This window comes from Ruegeria sp. AK11 (genome assembly GCF_056541095.1).
Genome location: NZ_JBQFXU010000001.1, coordinates 1,018,811 through 1,032,732, shown reverse-complemented (window position 1 = coordinate 1,032,732; position 13,922 = coordinate 1,018,811). Strand labels below are relative to the sequence as shown.

Sequence of the window (13,922 nt, the reverse complement as noted above, 5' to 3'; positions counted from 1 at the left end):
GTGCGCTTCTGTCGGCGTTGCGGGTGGTGCTCCGCAACTCAAAATGTAGTGCCGTGAACCGAAAATTAGGCGGAATTTAACTAGGGCTGCGGACATGAAGATTGAAAGAAAATTCACCAAACCAGATCAGGATGCCTATTCGGAACTGGATTTTGTGTCTGCGACATCTGAAATCCGAAACCCCGATGGAACCATTGTGTTCCGCCTGGAAGGGATCGAAGTTCCGTCAACCTGGTCGCAGGTGGCAAGCGATGTGATTGCCCAGAAGTACTTTCGCAAGGCTGGTGTCCCGTCCAAACTGACCAAAGTTAAGGAAAAAGACGTTCCTGAATTCCTGTGGCGGTCGGTTCCCGCTGAAGATGCTGAATTCGAAGGCGAAATTTCCTCCAAGCAGGTCTTTGACCGGCTGGCCGGTGCGTGGGCATACTGGGGGTGGAAAGGTGGCTACTTTTCGACCGAAGAGGATGCACGCGCCTATTTCGACGAAATGCGGTACATGCTGGCGACTCAGCGCGCCGCCCCAAACAGCCCGCAATGGTTCAATACTGGCCTGCACTGGGCTTATGGAATCGACGGTCCGGCGCAAGGGCACCATTATGTCGACTACAAGACCGGCAAACTGACCAAATCCAAATCCGCCTACGAACATCCGCAGCCACATGCCTGCTTCATCCAGTCCGTCGATGATGATCTGGTGAACGAAGGCGGCATCATGGATCTGTGGGTGCGCGAAGCACGGTTGTTCAAATACGGCTCGGGCACCGGGACCAACTTCAGCCATCTGCGTGCGGAAGGCGAGGCACTGTCGGGTGGCGGCAAATCCTCGGGCCTGATGGGCTTTCTCAAGATCGGCGACCGCGCCGCCGGCGCGATCAAATCAGGCGGGACAACCCGTCGGGCAGCAAAGATGGTTATTGTCGATGCGGATCACCCCGATATCGAACAATTCATCGAATGGAAGGTAATCGAAGAGCAGAAAGTGGCCTCGATCGTTGCCGGATCGAAGATGCACGAGAAGATGCTGAACGGTATTTTCGAGGCCATTCGCTCTTGGGACGGTGCTGCCGAGGATGCCTATGATCCCAACAAGAACGAAGCGCTGAAAAAGGCGATCCGCGAGGCGAAAAAGGTAGCAATCCCGGAGACTTACATCAAACGTGTGCTGGATTATGCCAAGCAGGGTCACGACAGCATCGAATTCCCGACATATGACACGGACTGGGACTCAGAAGCCTATAGCTCGGTTTCGGGCCAGAACTCGAACAACTCCATCCGCGTGACCAATGCGTTTCTGACCGCTGTTGAGAAAGACGCCGATTGGGAGCTGATCAACCGCACCGATGGCAAGGTTGCCAAGACGGTCAAGGCGAGGGACCTGTGGGAGAAAGTCGGTCACGCTGCATGGGCCTGTGCCGATCCAGGTATCCAGTTCCACGACACGGTCAACGAATGGCACACATGCCCCGAAGATGGTGAAATTCGCGGATCGAATCCGTGTTCGGAATACATGTTCCTGGATGACACGGCCTGTAACCTGGCCTCGATGAACCTGCTGACCTTCCTCAAGGATGGTGAGTTCCAGGCAGCCGATTACATGCATGCCTCACGCCTGTGGACCCTGACGCTGGAAATCTCGGTGACCATGGCGCAATTCCCGTCAAAGGAAATCGCGCAGCTGTCGTACGACTTCCGCACTCTGGGCCTGGGTTACGCAAACATTGGCGGCCTGCTGATGAACATGGGCTACAGCTATGACTCGGACGAGGGGCGGGCGATCTGCGGTGCCCTGACCGCGATCATGACCGGTGTGGCATATGCCACTTCAGCTGAAATTGCCGGTGAGCTTGGCCCGTTCAAGGGATACAAGCGCAATGCCGACCATATGCTGCGCGTTATCCGCAACCATCGCCGCGCGGCGCAGGGTGTGACCGAGGGGTATGAGAAGCTGGCCGTCAAGCCGGTGCCTCTGGACCATGGTAACTGCCCCGACAAGCGTTTGGTCGATCTGGCCATGTCGGCGTGGGATGAGGCGCTGAGCCTTGGCGAGCAGAACGGTTACCGCAACGCACAGGCCACTGTGATTGCCCCCACCGGCACCATCGGTCTGGTGATGGACTGCGACACCACGGGAATCGAGCCCGATTTTGCGCTGGTGAAGTTCAAGAAGCTGGCAGGCGGCGGTTACTTCAAGATCATCAACCGCTCGGTACCTTCTGCGCTGGAAAAGCTTGGCTATTCCTCGTCGCAGATCGAAGAGATTGTATCCTATGCGGTCGGCCACGGCACCATCGGCAACGCGCCGGGGATCAACCACACTTCACTGACGGGTCATGGCTTTGGCCCGAACGAGTTGGCCAAGGTGGATGCCGCGCTGGAAAGCGCCTTCGACATCCGGTTCGTCTTCAACCAGTGGACACTGGGCGAAGATTTCTGCACCGGTGTTCTGGGCATTCCAGCGACCAAGCTGAATGACCCAACGTTTGATCTGCTGCGCCATCTGGGCTTTACCAAGGCGGATATCGACGCGGCGAACGATCATGTCTGCGGAACCATGACTCTGGAAGGTGCACCGCATCTGAAGGAAGAACACTACGCGATCTTCGACTGCGCCAACCCGTGCGGTAAGAAAGGCAAGCGTTTCCTTGGGGTTGACAGCCACATCACCATGATGGCCGCAGCGCAAAGCTTTATTTCGGGCGCGATCAGCAAAACGATCAACATGCCAAATGACGCGACCATCGAGGATTGCCAGAAAGCCTATGAACTCAGTTGGTCGCTGGGTGTGAAGGCCAATGCGCTGTACCGAGACGGCTCGAAACTGTCTCAGCCCCTTGCGGCTGCGCTGGTTGAGGATGATGACGAGGCGGCCGAGGTGCTGGAAAGCGGCTCAGCACAGGAAAAAGCCGTCGTTCTCGCCGAGAAGGTGATCGAGAAGGTTGTGGTCAAGGAAATCATCCGCAGCCATCGCGAGAAACTGCCGCATCGCCGCAAGGGGTATACTCAGAAGGCAATCGTTGGCGGCCACAAGGTGTACTTGCGCACGGGTGAGTTTGAAGACGGTCAATTGGGCGAGATTTTCATCGACATGCACAAGGAAGGCGCTGGCTTCCGGGCGATGATGAACAACTTTGCCATCGCCGTGTCGGTCGGCCTGCAATATGGCGTGCCGCTGGAAGAGTTTGTCGACGCCTTCACCTTTACCAAGTTCGAACCGGCAGGGATGGTGCAAGGCAACGACTCGATCAAGAACGCAACCTCGATCCTGGATTACATCTTCCGCGAACTGGCCGTGTCTTATCTGGACCGTACCGATCTCGCCCATGTGAAACCCGAGGGTGCTACCTTTGATGATCTTGGCCGCGGAGAAGAGGAAGGCGTTTCCAACGTCTCGGAAATCAGTGAAACTGCGGCGTCCAAGTCATTGGAAGTGTTGAAACAAATCAGCTCGACCGGGTATCTGCGCAAGCGTCTGCCGCAGGATTTGATGATGTTCAACGGCAGTTATGGCGACGTGGCCGGAATGTCGGAAACAGCAACTGTGTTCGAAGCGCCTGCCACCGAAACGGCAGTGGCAACCGGAATGGACGCCCGCACCAAAGCCAAGATGCAGGGCTATGAGGGCGACCCCTGTGGCGAATGCGGAAACTACACGCTGGTGCGTAACGGCACTTGCATGAAGTGCAACACCTGCGGCGCGACAAGCGGGTGTAGCTGACTTTAACGCCCCGGCACCCCGGGGCGTAGGGGTCGGACGCTGCCCTAAGTAACCGACCCCGACGAATACGGAGAACAGGTCTGAGACTTACCGACTGACCTTTCTCCACTCGGCCGACATGCCCGTGTTGGCCGGGAACAGGGTGGGGCGGAATATTTGCTCCCTCCCACTCTTTCAAGGGGCGGGTGCGCTCGCCCCATGCGCAGTCCAGGCCGCAGGCAAAAAAACACCGGGCGGTCAACGAAATGAGCCTGGAAGGCGAAACTGTCAGGGGGCTTCGGCCCCCTTTCTTTTTTGTCCCTCCGAGTCGTCCCGGATAAGCGTTACATTGCCGGATTGAGGTGGTCCTGTCGGGCAAGAGCCGCCGATACAGGTTTTGCCGGCTTCTTCAGGCGGAGGGCCGCAAACCCGACTCGGGCAAACACGCAAAGATTGGCGTGAAATCACGAAACTCTACCAAAGCGCGTGACGCGCAGGGGGGGTCATGTGCTTCTGGGCGTCGTCCGGACGTAAACACAAACACACCTTTCAGGAGGCACTGAAATGAAATCGCATTATTTGATCGGGCTTTCCATGGCCGTTCTGGGCTTGCCCGGCGTTGCTTCGGCCCAATCCTCAGCCGATACCAACGGTGATGGTCTGCTGACCATCGAGGAAATTCAGGCAGTCGTACCGGAAGTCAACGCAGACACCTTCTCGGCCATGGATGCCAATGGTGACGGAGCGCTGGATGCAGACGAAGTCGCGATCGCGCAGGAGGCAGGATTGTTGCCGCCCAGCGACGGGTAGGCATTGTATGAACAGGCGGCCCGATCCCTTTCGGGCCGCCTTTTCCATCACCTTAAGCGGGAAGATGGATTTTGAATTTTTTCCGAAGTTCGGCGTCCAGAACCGGGTCGAACCTTGCTGGGGAAGGGGTGGAAAGGATTTCCTCTTTCCTTGCTACGGCTTTTTCCACCAGATCGGGCTTGCCAAGCTCCACCCATTCTTTCGGTGAGGAGCGATCTCCGTATGTCGGATAGACGTAATCTGACTGCATCCGGCTCAGCGTTGCGTCAGTCCCCAGATAGTGGCCTGGGCCGCCCATGCATACCGCCGCCATTTGATCCAGTGCCAGCGTGTCATCCGTCACTTCGATCCCGCGTACACAGCGTTGCGCCTGTCCGATCAAATCATCGCTGAGGATCAGACTTTCCAGGCAGAACCCCAGCAACGAGGCATGCATCCCGGCCGCCTCGTATACCATGTTCAGACCGGACAGACCTGCCATGACATTCGAACACATCTGTTCCCAGCCAGCCTGCATATCGGGCAGTTTCGAATCTGATGCGCCAGCCGCAGCGCCGCCTGGAAGGTCGTAGAACCGGTGCATCTGGGCACATCCGGCGGTCAGAAGGGCCTGTTCCCCTGAACCGATCGACATGGCACCGGTTCGCAGGTCCAGACCAAACGGCCAGGTGCCAAAAATCGCCGGAGCACCGGGACTTACGGCATTAACATAAACCAATCCCGCAAGGCATTCCGCAGTTGCTTGCGTGATCGCACCGGCGATGGTTGACGGCGCTGTGGCTCCGGCCATACCGGCAGATAGCAGCAAGACTGGCATTCCGGCCTTGATGCATGCTTCCATCACTTCGCAGCTTTCTGTCGCGAATTTCATTGGAGGAACAACAAAGCAATTCGAATTCGAAACGAAGGGCCGCTCGCGAAAATTGTCTTCACCGCCCGCAATCATATAGATCATCTCCATCGCCGGAGCGACGTGGCTTGGCTCGGTGAAGGATGTCCCGACATGTTTGAAGGACCCCGAACAGCAGGCGTAAATCGTGTTGAGGTCCATTTCGAGGTTGTCGGCGATGTCACGACAAACCATTGGCCGTTGCACAAAGTGAATGTTATCAAGCTGCTGGCAGATACGTGCGGCATCGTGCAGATCTTGCACGGTGGAATGACGATATTCCCGACCGTGCACGTCAACCATGGACACGGCGGCTCCGGCCGTACCGTAGTGCACTTTGGTGCCGGACAATTCCAGATCGGTGTTTCCATCCCGGCTGTACAAAGTGACCGAGCGGTTCGCCTTAGCAATCGTGTCCTCGACAAGGGCACGCGGGAAACGGATACGGCCATCGTCGCCCAAGGTGCAGCCTGCACCGACCAGATAGTCAATGCCACTTTGCGGGGCGTCCGCCAGGCCAATGGTTTCAAGCGCGGTCAGTGCTGCTTCGTGGATGCGTTCGATCTGCGCCTGTGTCAGTACATTCAGGACGCCGCCTTCCATTCCGGGGCGGACAGGTCGCAGGTGCTCGGGCAGTGCGGTTGCACGGGCAGCACGGCGCGCGGCGCGGCCGCCACTGCGCGATGAATTGCGGGGTTGGTCGTTCATTTCAAGAATCCGGTCGTTGAGTGATGTCTTAAGGTGTCAGCAAGCACACCTTTACGGCCGTCCCCGTGCGGCACGGCCGCGATCTGCCCCAATGGTGCGGCTGATCAGGCTGATTTTCCAGTCGTCGTCTGCCATTTTGCCCCTCAACATCTTGCGCGACAATTCCAAAACGCGGCGACACAATCTGTTCTATTTGCGACCTTTGATGATTATTCATATGGACAATTCTCACGGCTTATGGGGTCAGAGAACCAAACGCCGAGATTTTCACCCGTTTTGGAAGAAATCTGTTATACTGCATTCACTTACTTCCAAGGTCTGCTGAGCGGAGTTGAATTATGACCAGCAGGTCACAGATTGAATTGAAGTCATGCCTCTGATCGAAACCAGAGCGGTGTTGCATTGAGCCCGACTATGAACCCTTTTTCCGTCCTTGTTGTTGCGATATTGATCGCCGGAGCTAGCCCTGTTGCGGCTGAGGATTGGACTGGCGGGTATGCAGGGTTCAGTTTTGGATTTGCAGATGCCGACGGTCCGGGCGGTGCGAATGGCGATGATACGGCCTTTGGTGCGCATCTGGGCTATGATCAGGACTTTGGGAACTTCGTTCTGGGCGGTGAGTTGGAATATAACCGGCTGTCCCTGAACCTTGGCCAGTCTCAGGGCAGTCTCGACAGCATGACCAGCTTGAAACTGCGTGGCGGATATGAATTCGGTAACGCTCTGGGATACGTGGTCGTAGGCGCGGCGCGGGCTGATACGTCGGTCGACAGTGACACGGCCGCGGTTTACGGAATCGGATTGGCCTATCCGATTGGCGAGAATTTCGTTATCAGCGGTGAAGCGCTGCGGCAGAATTTCGACGATGTCACCCGATCCAGCGGCAGTCTGGACACCAATGTTTTCAACCTGCGTACGACATTTCGGTTTTAGATGCGGCTATTCAGCCGCGTGTCGCTTGGCGAGCTGCGCTGAATACATGCACAGGGTTCTCAAGGCACTGACAAATTTCTCATCATCCACGGTCATGGCAACCCGAATGTGCCCCGCTGCGGCTTTGCCAAAGCTTTCGCCCGGCATGACGGCAATCGCATGAGTGTCCAGCAGGGCGTTCGCAAACCCTTCGCCCGTCAGCCCGGTCGCCCGTATATCCAGCATCAGATACATAGAACCCTGCGCCGGGATGAGCCCCACTGTGTTCTGTGCCGCCAATACGTCTATCGCCAATGAACGGCGGCGACGGAATGGCGCGGCGATCTTGTTTTCAAGTTCCTGTCCTGCGGTCAGTGCAAAGCTGGCCGCGTCCTGAATGAACCCCGGAACGCCATAAGTTGTATGAGTAGCCAGATCTATCAGGTGGCGGATCACGTATTCCGGACCAACGATCCACCCGCATCGGGACCCGGTCATGGCATGTGATTTGGACATTGATCCAACCACTAAGGTACGGTCGGCCATTCCGGGCAGCGCGCGGGCGGACAGGTGCTCGCCCTCCCAGATCTGGGTGTCATAGACTTCGTCTGATATCAGCCACAGGTCACGGCGTTGGCAAACATCGGCAATGGCTTCAAGTGACTGACGGGAATACACCACTCCGGTCGGGTTGTTCGGTGTGTTGATCAACAGCGAAACCGCGCCTTCCGCCGCCGCATCAATCAAGTCTGCGCGCGGTTGAAATGCATCTTCTGCGGTGGTTCGAACAGCGCGGGCAATGGCCCCGGCACCGCGAATCGTTCCGGGGTAGGTGGCATAATACGGGTCCAGATACAGCCCGGTGTCGCCGGGATCGCACACCGCCATATGCGCGGCGAAAAGGGCGGACTGCCCACCGGGCGTGATCAGTACATTGTTGCGCGTCGTTGGGATACCTGTGCGGGACTGAACCCGGGTAGCAACCGTATCGCGCAGCAAATCTGTTCCGGGCACCGTGGCATAACCGGTGTGACCGTTGCGGGCCGACTGGTCCATAGCGTGCAGGATCGACGAGTCGGTACGAACGTCATGCTCGCCGATTGTCAATTCTGTCACAGCATGCCCTTCATTCAGCATCCGTCGGGCCCGATTGAACACCTCCCACCCGTCGCTGCCGCCGGTGATCTGCGTGATGCGCTTGGACAATTCCATGACAAGGGCCCCGGTTACTCTGCGCTGAATGGGGCAGAGCGGCGGACGTTTGTCAATCAGCTTCGCGGCGCTATCGAGGCCTGAAGTTTTTTGGTCAATGATGCGCGGACAAGGTCATAGGACACAGTCAAACGATGGCGCATTTCGTCTGCACCGGTGTCAAACGGAAGACGCACCCAGCTGCGGTGGAAATAGGGGGCTTTTACGCCGATCCCGGTGTCTATCAGCATCTGCGCCGTTTCGATATCGGGCGTTTTTACGGAAACACCGTCATTTGCGATCCCGATACAGGCGAACATTTTGCCACCAATTTTCCAGGCGTCATGGCCACCGCCCCAGGGATCGGACAGTTCAGCGCCGGGCAGCGTTTTGCAGATGGAATTGACGAAATCTCGGTCCATGTTCGGCACTGTGCCGAACGGGGATGGCAAACTCAACACTTGGCTTGGGAATGATCCCATGCTAACCGATGTCCCATGAACCCGGTGACCTGCATCATTATTACCTGCTGATTTATCAAGCGGGCCGGTTTCTTTCGTTTTCATCCCTGAGACAAGTTGCTAAGCCCGCGCCAACGCGTAAGCCTTTACTGTTTCTTAGGAGCCCGACCGATGACGACGATCAAGCTGCACAACACACGGACGCGGACGAAGGAAGACTTCGTACCGATCGATCCTGAAAACGTGCGGATGTATGTCTGTGGCCCAACGGTCTATGATCGTGCCCATTTGGGTAATGCCCGCCCGGTGGTTGTGTTCGATGTGCTCTACCGCGTGTTGCGCCATGTCTATGGCACAGAGCACGTGACCTATGTGCGCAACTTCACCGACGTGGACGACAAGATCAACGCAACGGCATTGGCGCGCAAACAGGCGGGCGCAGAAGGCACGCTTGAGCAATTGGTGCAGGAGCGGTCGGACGAGACCATCGATTGGTACTTGCACGACATGGGCGCGTTGGGAGCGTTGGAACCCAACCAGATGCCACGCGCGACCCAGTATATCGCCCAGATGATCGCGATGATCGAAGACCTGATTGCCAAGGGTCACGCCTATGCCGCCGAAGGTCATGTTCTGTTCGCGGTCGACAGCTGGAAAGATAGCTATGGCAAACTGTCTGGCCGGTCGGTCGATGACATGATTGCGGGCGCGCGGGTCGAGGTCGCGCCATACAAGAAAAACCCGATGGATTTCGTGTTGTGGAAGCCTTCGACTGATGATCTCCCGGGCTGGGACAGCCCGTGGGGCCGGGGACGTCCGGGCTGGCACATCGAATGCTCGGCCATGAGCTATGAATTGCTGGGCGAGAGCTTTGATATCCATGGTGGTGGCAATGACCTGATGTTCCCGCATCATGAAAACGAGATCGCCCAGAGCAAATGCGCTCACCCGCATGGGGAGTTCGCGCGGGTCTGGATGCACAACGAGATGTTGCAGGTTGAGGGCAAGAAGATGTCCAAATCGCTGGGCAATTTCTTTACCGTGCATGATCTGTTGGAGCAGGGTGTGCCGGGCGAGGTAATCCGCTTCGTCTTTCTGCAGACGCATTATCGCAAGCCAATGGATTGGACCGAGAAGAAGGCGCGTGAGGCCGAGGCGACGCTGCGCAAGTGGCGGGCGCTGACAGCGGGCATCGAGCCCGCAGCCAGCGCGGCACCTGAAGTCATCGCAGCACTAAGTGACGATCTGAATACGGCAGGTGCCATGAGCGAGCTTTATCGTCTGGCTTCAGACGGTGACGCCGCAGGTCTGCTGGCCAGTGCGCAACTGCTGGGTTTGCTTTTACCTGAGATGAGCGACTGGGCAGATACCGCATCTGTCGATTTGACCTCTCATGCGGACCGTTTAGCGAAGGCACGCGAAATCGCGATGCAAAGCAAGGACTTCTCAGAAGTTGATCGCTTGAAGGCAGCATATGTAGCGGCGGGGCTTGAGGTTCGAATGAGCAAGGACAGTGTCGAACTGGTGCCCGGCGCCGGTTTTGATGCTGCCAAGCTGGAGGAGGTCTGATGGCTAAGGAACGCCTCTACCTCTACGACACAACCCTGCGCGATGGGCAGCAAACGCAGGGCGTGCAGTTTTCGACCGCAGAAAAAGTGCAGATCGCGCAGGCGCTGGACACTTTGGGCGTGGACTACATCGAAGGCGGTTGGCCCGGTGCCAACCCGACCGATAGCGCGTTTTTCGAGGTGGCTCCGAAAACCGCGGCCCGGTTGACGGCATTCGGCATGACCAAACGCGCAGGACGATCAGCCGAGAATGACGATGTGCTGGCTGCGGTGATGAATGCGGGAACGCAGGCTGTTTGTCTGGTCGGCAAGTCGCATGATTATCACGTCTCCCACGCGCTTGGCATTTCACTGGAAGAAAACACGGAGAACGTGCGCGCCTCGGTCGCGCATATCGTCGCGCAGGGGCGAGAAGCGCTGTTTGATGCGGAACATTTCTTTGACGGCTACAAGGACAATCCGGAATATGCCGTGGATGTTTGTCGCGCAGCGCTTGAGGCTGGCGCGCGGTGGGTTGTCCTGTGCGACACAAATGGTGGCGCTTTGCCGTCCGAGGTCGGGCGGATTGTATCCGAGGTGATCGCAGCCGGGCTGCCCGGTGATCGGCTGGGCATTCACACCCATAACGATACCGAAAATGCCGTTGCCTGTTCTCTGGCTGCTGTTGAGGCCGGTGCACGGCAAATTCAGGGTACATTGAATGGTTTGGGCGAACGTTGCGGCAATGCGAACCTGACCGCTTTGATCCCGACGCTGTTGTTGAAGGAACCCTATGCGTCGCAGTTTGATATTGGTGTCAGCCGTGAGGCTTTGGCTGGTTTGACCCGGATCAGCCGGATGCTGGATGATGTCCTGAATCGGGTGCCCAGCAAGCAGGCGGCTTATGTCGGGGCGTCGGCTTTTGCGCATAAGGCCGGACTGCACGCCAGCGCGATCCTCAAGGATCCATCGACATATGAGCATGTGGACCCCGCAAGCGTCGGGAACGCCCGCATCATTCCGATGTCGAACCAAGCTGGTCAGTCAAACCTGCGCAAGCGTTTGACCGAGGCTGGTTTGCGTGTTGAGGCAGGTGACCCCGCACTTGGCCGCATCCTTGACCAGATAAAGGCCCGCGAGGCGGATGGATATTCCTATGACACCGCTCAGGCCAGTTTTGAACTGCTGGCGCGGGAAGAGCTGGGTCAATTGCCTGAGTTCTTCGAGGTCAAGCGTTACAAAGTCACCGTTGAACGGCGTAAGAACAAATACAACAAGATGGTCAGCCTGTCCGAGGCCGTTGTTGTCGTAAGAGTGGATGGTGAAAAGAAGCTGTCTGTCAGCGAATCCATGGACGAGTCAGGCAGCGACAGGGGGCCGGTGAATGCCCTAGCCAAAGCCTTGGCCAAGGATCTGGGCCAGTATTCACAGGTGTTGTCAGATATGCGTCTGGTCGACTTCAAGGTGCGGATTACGCAAGGCGGCACCGAAGCGGTCACGCGTGTCATCATCGACAGCGAAGACGGGCAGGGGCGGCGCTGGTCCACCGTGGGCGTCAGCGCGAATATAGTCGATGCGTCTTTCGAGGCGCTTCTGGATGCGATTCAATGGAAACTGGTGCGCGATTGTGATCCGAAAAAGGCAGCAGCCGAGTGAGCGTGGTCTTTGACCAAGACGTCAAGGCCTGCGCGGAACTTGTGCAACGGGCTGATCCAGATCGTTTCCGCGCTGCGATGGCTGCACCGGTGGCAGACCGTGCAGTCCTATTCCCGATTTACGCGTTAAACGTCGAAGTTGCCCGCGCGCCCTGGGTGACGCAAGAGCCGATGATCGCCGAGATGCGGCTGCAATGGTGGCGTGACGCACTACAGGAAATTGCTGAAGGGGCAACCGTACGGCGGCACGAGGTAGTAACACCCTTGTCACAGGTTCTTTCGCCCCATCTGGCTGGTGTTTTGGATGAATATGTGGCCGTAAGGCGTTGGGATATATATCGTGATCCGTTCGAGGATCAGGAGCACTTTGACGCCTACATCGATCACAGCACGGGCTCATTGGTTGTTGCATCAGCCCAGGCGCTGGGGGTGGCCGATGAAACTGTGTTGCGTGACTTTGGATATGCGGTTGGGGTGGCGAACTGGCTCAGGGCTATTCCTGAACTGGAACAACGCGGGCGGATACCGCTTTTGGACGGTACCCCTGAAGGGGTGCGTGCCTTGGCCGGAACCGCATTAAATCGCCTGCAAAAAGCCAGATCGCATCGGGCTGAGATTTCGGCCGAGGCACGGCCAGCATTATTTTCCGGGTGGTTGGCCGAACGGATTTTGAAGCAAGCAATAGCTAGCCCAGAACGTGTTGCCTCCGGTGATCTTGTTCCGGGAGAAATACAGCAACGGCTGTCCTTGATGTGGACTGCGGGCAGCGGGCGCTGGTGATCAGGCCCGTTCCGGGTCGGCCGGTCGCAGAACCAGCCACAACAGGGCCCCGCCTGCCAATGTCAGCAACGGAATCATAGCAAGATTGACTGCTGTCCACCCTTCGACCGGGGAACCGCCCGAGCAGTTCATCAATCCACCCGAAGCCAGCGAGGCCATAGTCACTCCGCCAAACACCAGCAGGTCGTTAAGACCCTGCATCCGACCGCGTTCCTGCGGTTCATGCGATGCGGCCAGCATCGTGGTCGCGCCGATAAAGCCAAAGTTCCACCCAACACCAAGAAGAATGAGAGCAACGAAAAAGTTCCCTAAATCAACGCCCTGCAAGGCGACCAGTCCAGCGGCTGCAAGAATCGCCAGACCCAGCGCCACGATCCTTTCGATGCCAAACCGGGCGATCAGGTGACCCGTAAAGAAACTGGGCACATACATGGCCAGCACGTGGCTGGTGACGATGTCAGCCGCGTCATTGGCCGAGTAACCACAACCCACCACGGCCAACGGAGTTGAGGTCATCACAAGATTCATCAGCGCGTAAGATACCATGGCACATATGATGGCCACGGCGATGCGGGGTGTTTTCAGCAACTCCAGTCGCGACCGCCCCTTGGGCTCGGTGTCGGTGGGTTTTGCAGGCGTTGGGATGTCAAGAAAGAAGAACAGGGCGGACCCCAGAACATTGATCCCAATGACGGCCAGATAGGTGCCCATAAACGGGATGACATAGGCTTCTGATGTGAGCTTGACGATCTGCGGGCCAATTATGGCGGCCGCCAGCCCACCGGCCATGACATAGGAAATCGCTTTTGGACGGTAATCGTCTGATGCGGTGTCTGCCGCTGCAAAGCGATAGAACCCGTGCGCGCTCATGTAGATGCCGGTCAGCAGGCTGCCGACAAGGAAGACGGGGAAAGAGCCAAGGAACAGGCCATAGGCTCCGATCAGCCCGCCCAACGCACCGGATGTTGCGCCAACAAGGAACCCGACCCGACGCCCCCATTTTTGCATGATGGCCGAGATTGGCGTGGCTGCCAGCATTGATCCCAGAACAATCAGCGAAATGGGCAATGTCGCCAGGCAGGGATTGGTCGCCAGCGACTGACCCGCCAGCCCTCCGACGATGAACATCATTGGCATTTGCGCACCCAGAATGGCCTGCGCCGCCACCAAAACAGCAACGTTACGTTTGGCCTGACGGTCATCGGGAAGGGTCGAGATCATGGTCATGGCGGAATGGTTATCGGCTAAGTGTTTGCGGCACAAGCCGGTTGCATC

General features: G+C 57.5%; 10 protein-coding genes. 6 read left to right on the top strand and 4 right to left on the bottom strand.

All coding sequences use genetic code 11. The features are described 5' to 3' along the window. The first annotated feature begins 94 nt into the window (after positions 1–94). Complete coding sequence (locus tag ACR0D9_RS05195; protein WP_480537948.1) at positions 95–3,715, top strand: vitamin B12-dependent ribonucleotide reductase; 3,621 nt, start codon at positions 95–97, stop codon at positions 3,713–3,715. Positions 3,716–4,258: 543 nt separating this feature from the next. Then, a complete protein-coding gene (locus ACR0D9_RS05190; RefSeq protein WP_209596397.1) occupies positions 4,259–4,504 on the top strand; it encodes an EF-hand domain-containing protein in 246 nt (81 codons plus the stop codon). Positions 4,505–4,556: 52 nt separating this feature from the next. On the opposite strand, the gene ACR0D9_RS05185 is transcribed toward ACR0D9_RS05190, so the two are convergent. Next, complete coding sequence (locus ACR0D9_RS05185) at positions 4,557–6,101, bottom strand: trimethylamine methyltransferase family protein (RefSeq protein ID WP_480537946.1); 1,545 nt, start codon at positions 6,099–6,101, stop codon at positions 4,557–4,559. A 414-nt stretch (positions 6,102–6,515) separates the two neighbouring features. Between ACR0D9_RS05185 and ACR0D9_RS05180 the strand changes: the two genes are divergently transcribed. Further along, a complete protein-coding gene (locus ACR0D9_RS05180; RefSeq protein WP_480485535.1) occupies positions 6,516–7,034 on the top strand; it encodes an outer membrane protein in 519 nt (172 codons plus the stop codon). A 6-nt stretch (positions 7,035–7,040) separates the two neighbouring features. Here ACR0D9_RS05180 and ACR0D9_RS05175 read toward each other — a convergent pair whose 3' ends face one another. Next, complete coding sequence (locus ACR0D9_RS05175; protein WP_480537944.1) at positions 7,041–8,225, bottom strand: pyridoxal phosphate-dependent aminotransferase; 1,185 nt, start codon at positions 8,223–8,225, stop codon at positions 7,041–7,043. Between the two features lie 56 nt (positions 8,226–8,281). Further along, positions 8,282–8,626, bottom strand: a complete 345-nt coding sequence (locus tag ACR0D9_RS05170) for an MmcQ/YjbR family DNA-binding protein (RefSeq protein ID WP_480472937.1) — start codon at positions 8,624–8,626, stop codon at positions 8,282–8,284. A gap of 210 nt (positions 8,627–8,836) precedes the next feature. Here ACR0D9_RS05170 and cysS point away from each other — a divergent pair, with 210 nt between their 5' ends. The 3 genes from cysS to ACR0D9_RS05155 are packed head-to-tail and all read left to right on the top strand — an operon-like array spanning position 8,837 to position 12,647. After that, positions 8,837–10,234, top strand: a complete 1,398-nt coding sequence (cysS, locus tag ACR0D9_RS05165; protein WP_480485538.1) for a cysteine--tRNA ligase — start codon at positions 8,837–8,839, stop codon at positions 10,232–10,234. Continuing rightward, positions 10,234–11,868, top strand: a complete 1,635-nt coding sequence (gene cimA / locus ACR0D9_RS05160) for a citramalate synthase (protein ID WP_480485540.1) — start codon at positions 10,234–10,236, stop codon at positions 11,866–11,868. The genes cysS and cimA overlap by 1 nt, the downstream gene beginning before the upstream one ends. A gap of 2 nt (positions 11,869–11,870) precedes the next feature. After that, positions 11,871–12,647, top strand: coding sequence for a squalene/phytoene synthase family protein (locus ACR0D9_RS05155; protein WP_480481667.1), 777 nt, complete (start codon positions 11,871–11,873; stop codon positions 12,645–12,647). On the opposite strand, the gene ACR0D9_RS05150 is transcribed toward ACR0D9_RS05155, so the two are convergent. Continuing rightward, the gene (locus tag ACR0D9_RS05150; protein ID WP_480537942.1) at positions 12,648–13,874 is read right to left on the bottom strand and encodes an MFS transporter; all 1,227 of its coding nucleotides are present in this window, start codon (positions 13,872–13,874) and stop codon (positions 12,648–12,650) included. It abuts the gene before it with no gap. Positions 13,875–13,922 lie beyond the last annotated feature (48 nt).

What these genes read in the sequence shown, in the direction of transcription:
- ACR0D9_RS05185 (WP_480537946.1), bottom strand. Translation starts at nt 6,101, where the DNA reads ATGAACGACCAACCCCGCAATTCATCGCGCAGTGGCGGCCGCGCCGCG.
- ACR0D9_RS05170 (WP_480472937.1), bottom strand. Translation starts at nt 8,626, where the DNA reads ATGGACCGAGATTTCGTCAATTCCATCTGCAAAACGCTGCCCGGCGCT.
- cysS (WP_480485538.1), top strand. Translation starts at nt 8,837, where the DNA reads ATGACGACGATCAAGCTGCACAACACACGGACGCGGACGAAGGAAGAC.
- ACR0D9_RS05150 (WP_480537942.1), bottom strand. Translation starts at nt 13,874, where the DNA reads ATGACCATGATCTCGACCCTTCCCGATGACCGTCAGGCCAAACGTAAC.
- cimA (WP_480485540.1), top strand. Translation starts at nt 10,234, where the DNA reads ATGGCTAAGGAACGCCTCTACCTCTACGACACAACCCTGCGCGATGGG.
- ACR0D9_RS05190 (WP_209596397.1), top strand. Translation starts at nt 4,259, where the DNA reads ATGAAATCGCATTATTTGATCGGGCTTTCCATGGCCGTTCTGGGCTTG.
- ACR0D9_RS05175 (WP_480537944.1), bottom strand. Translation starts at nt 8,225, where the DNA reads ATGGAATTGTCCAAGCGCATCACGCAGATCACCGGCGGCAGCGACGGG.
- ACR0D9_RS05195 (WP_480537948.1), top strand. Translation starts at nt 95, where the DNA reads ATGAAGATTGAAAGAAAATTCACCAAACCAGATCAGGATGCCTATTCG.
- ACR0D9_RS05180 (WP_480485535.1), top strand. Translation starts at nt 6,516, where the DNA reads ATGAACCCTTTTTCCGTCCTTGTTGTTGCGATATTGATCGCCGGAGCT.